The following is a 3,018-nucleotide window of genomic DNA, read 5'->3' on the forward strand; positions in this document are numbered from 1 at the left end:
TACAGTGCCCGATTTGTGCAACAAAGCCACCAGCAAGTTTAGGCTTCTTTCGCCTTGAGCAAAAGCACTGTGATCAGCATGAAAGCTTGTACGTTAACAGCCGACTGAAAAAGCGAGTCAGTAAAGCAGTTCAACGTTACGACCACTCCTAAGCCTAGAAACGCTGGGACGAAGCTTCGCCAGTTTTGTGCTCTCAAAAAACTGAGTGTAGGGCTTTGCATCATTACACCTGAAAGAAGCGTAGGAATGCCGCCTGCAATAAGATATGAAAAATAGGTTTGGTGCGCCCGTAGCCATCTATCCCAATCCATTTCAATTCTAAGTGCGATGCGTTCATTGATCTGCCCTACTCCAAGCCAAAGATTATCGGAAATAACAGACGTCGCCCCGGCCCATATTTTGAGTCGCAGGAACTGAGCACCAATACTCTCAAATGTGAATTCTATCTTTGAAAACGACTGCATCCTACTACTCAAGACTCCGCCCAGTAAAGAATCCAATATAACGATTCCAGCCACACAGATTATTGCGCCCAAGGAAGCGCCCAGAACAAAGAACACACGTCGCCTACGCGCGATTTGAAAGTGGCACCATACAATAAGCACAATACCACAGAGCAGCCACGCCAACATAGCAAAACGTGCCGCGCCATAAATCGTCATTACACCGGCAAAAAAGAACAGAGCAAGTCGCCATATTTTGTGGCTCAGACTCATTTCAAAAAACCAAACAAAACTGACCATGGTCAAAACCAAGTACCAAAACGGCGGAATCAATGCACTCGGTGTGAAAAGCGGTGGGCGCTCGGCTTGGGCACCATAGAAATATATCCCTGTTGCAACAACGAAAGAAGCAGTCAATCCAGCCGGCAACCATGCAATAAAGGCGCGCTTGATGTCAGTCGTTTTTTGCAAATGCAACCAAAGTGCCAGCAGCAGAACACACACCAAACTTATGCCCCAAGATTCGATAGCCACATTGCGAAAATGCGCTTTTGTGCCAGGCCAAACCGAGTAAAATTGAGCGTTCAACAAGAAGACCAGATAAAACTGCGCGAATGCGAGATAGTGCCACGTCGCAAGAGGCTTAAAGGCATATCGGTCAAGTTTTCGAAATGAGACACCAACACAGACTAGGATCACAAGAAGGATCAGCTGCAGAGCTAACAAGAAGAAAACGGGAAACAGCCCCAGCAAGAATACAGAAACAGCAATCCCGCAATATTCTTTGTTCACTTAGTTTCTTTCTAACTGTGCGCTTCAATATACGCTTTGCTTTAGGCTGTTACACTCCAGAACATTTTCAATGTCCATTGCTATACACGCAGGAATTTCGAAAATGTATCGCTCGCGAAACAAATGAACACACTCAACACATCTAAGTACGCGAGTAGGCATCTTCATAGCGAATGATGTCGTCCTCACCCAAGTATGAACCCGTTTGCACTTCAATCAGGGTCATATTCACCTTACCGCGGTTTTCCATGCGATGAACTGCGCCAAGGGCGATGATCACGGGTAAACTGATCCGCTTGTTTCGCACCCTTTTCTTGCAGCGCAGTGACGGCCGCTTTGACGTCCTGCACACGGCTGCGATCCGCGACCAGCACAGCGTCGGGCATCGCCACGGCAATGATATTCTCCAGCCCGATGCCAACCAACTCTTGCCCCTCAGAAGTAGACCAGAGCAGGCTATCTTTGCACTCCACAGATGTCGTGTCACCAACCAATGCGGTGCCGCGTTCGTCCTTATCCGTGATACGGCGCAGGGCCTCCCAATCACCAAGGTCGGACCAACCCTCAGAAAAGGCCAGAACCTGCAAATTATCCGCCTTTTCCATGATCGCATAGTCGAGCGAAATTTTAGGACACTGCGCAAAGGCCGCTTTGTCGAGACGGCGAAATCCGAGGTCTTGCTTAGCGCCCTTTAATGCGGCCTCAGCAGGGCCAATCATATCAGGCGCGTATCGCTCAAATGCGGCTCTAATTGAGCTTACAGAGACTAAAAAGATACCTGCGTTCCACAGGAAACGTCCCGAAGCGAGCATTTGTTTCGCGCGCGAAACATTTGGCTTTTCCACAAAGGACTTCAAAGGTTCTGGCGCGCCCTTAGGATGATCTGCACCCGTCAATTCGAGATAGCCATAACCGGTTTCCGGGCGATCTGGCGTGATACCAAAAGTGACGATCGAGCCGGCCTCCGCCGCAGGGCGCGCCGCATCAATCGCTTTGCGAAAAGCATCGCCATCAGGGATCGCGTGATCAGCAGGGGCGATCAACATTAAACCATCGGGATCGCTTTGCTGCAAAAACAGCGCCGCGATCAAAACAGCCGGTGCTGTGTCACGCGCTTCTGGTTCGATAAAGATCGCTTCAGGCAGAACACCCGCACCACCCATCTGTTCGGTCACAATGAAACGGTAATCCTCAGAGGTAAGCAAAACAGGGCGGCGAAAACCTTTGCCAGCAAGACGCTTAACGGTGGATTGAAATAACGTATCCGTTTGGCCGAGGTCGGCAAATTGCTTGGGGTAGCTTTTGCGCGAAAGCGGCCAAAGGCGCGTGCCGGACCCGCCTGCAAGAATAACCGGAGTAATCATAACCAATGCCCTTAACTTAATTGCCCTTACTCTAGCGTCAGGTTTAGGCGAAAGTTTGGCAAGGGCTGTTTAATCACAAATGTTTCGCGCGCGAAACAAATGGTGACACTAGGCCTTTGCTGAGCGTTGATGTATTCTACGCGAGGCGCATCATCAGCGCCACGCAAGGAAAACCATAAGTATGTTCAAACGATTGAAATCACTTTTAGGCAGCGCACCCTCAGACGTCACAATGCTACCTTCAAGCATTGAAACCGCCCTCAAACCCGATACTCCATTCTATGCGATTGGCGATATTCACGGGTGTTTGGCCAAAATGAATAACTTAATCGCAAAGATAGAAGCGGCTTTGTTGCACAAATCGGTCTGAGGCCGATCTCCCCCTTACCCCAGACGGATTTAGCCTACAGCCACGGTAC

General features: G+C 49.5%; 2 protein-coding genes and 1 pseudogene. 1 reads left to right on the plus strand and 2 read right to left on the minus strand.

Annotation, left to right across the window (positions count from 1 at the left end):
• Positions 1 to 38 precede the first annotated feature (38 nt).
• Together ACTG3Z_RS17445 and ACTG3Z_RS17450 are read right to left on the minus strand one after the other, a co-directional pair.
• On the minus strand, positions 39 to 1,235 hold the full coding sequence (locus tag ACTG3Z_RS17445) for an O-antigen ligase family protein (protein ID WP_439144272.1): 1,197 nt from the start codon (positions 1,233 to 1,235) through the stop codon (positions 39 to 41).
• A 142-nt stretch (positions 1,236 to 1,377) separates the two neighbouring features.
• Positions 1,378 to 2,599: pseudogene (locus ACTG3Z_RS17450) on the minus strand (mannose-1-phosphate guanylyltransferase/mannose-6-phosphate isomerase).
• A 181-nt stretch (positions 2,600 to 2,780) separates the two neighbouring features.
• Between ACTG3Z_RS17450 and ACTG3Z_RS17455 the strand changes: the two are divergent.
• On the plus strand, positions 2,781 to 2,969 hold the full coding sequence (locus ACTG3Z_RS17455) for a hypothetical protein (RefSeq protein ID WP_439144273.1): 189 nt from the start codon (positions 2,781 to 2,783) through the stop codon (positions 2,967 to 2,969).
• Positions 2,970 to 3,018 lie beyond the last annotated feature (49 nt).

Source organism: Planktotalea sp. (assembly GCF_965659345.1).
Classification (GTDB): Bacteria; Pseudomonadota; Alphaproteobacteria; order Rhodobacterales; family Rhodobacteraceae; genus Planktotalea.

What these genes read in the sequence shown, in the direction of transcription:
- ACTG3Z_RS17455 (WP_439144273.1), top strand. Translation starts at nt 2,781, where the DNA reads ATGTTCAAACGATTGAAATCACTTTTAGGCAGCGCACCCTCAGACGTC.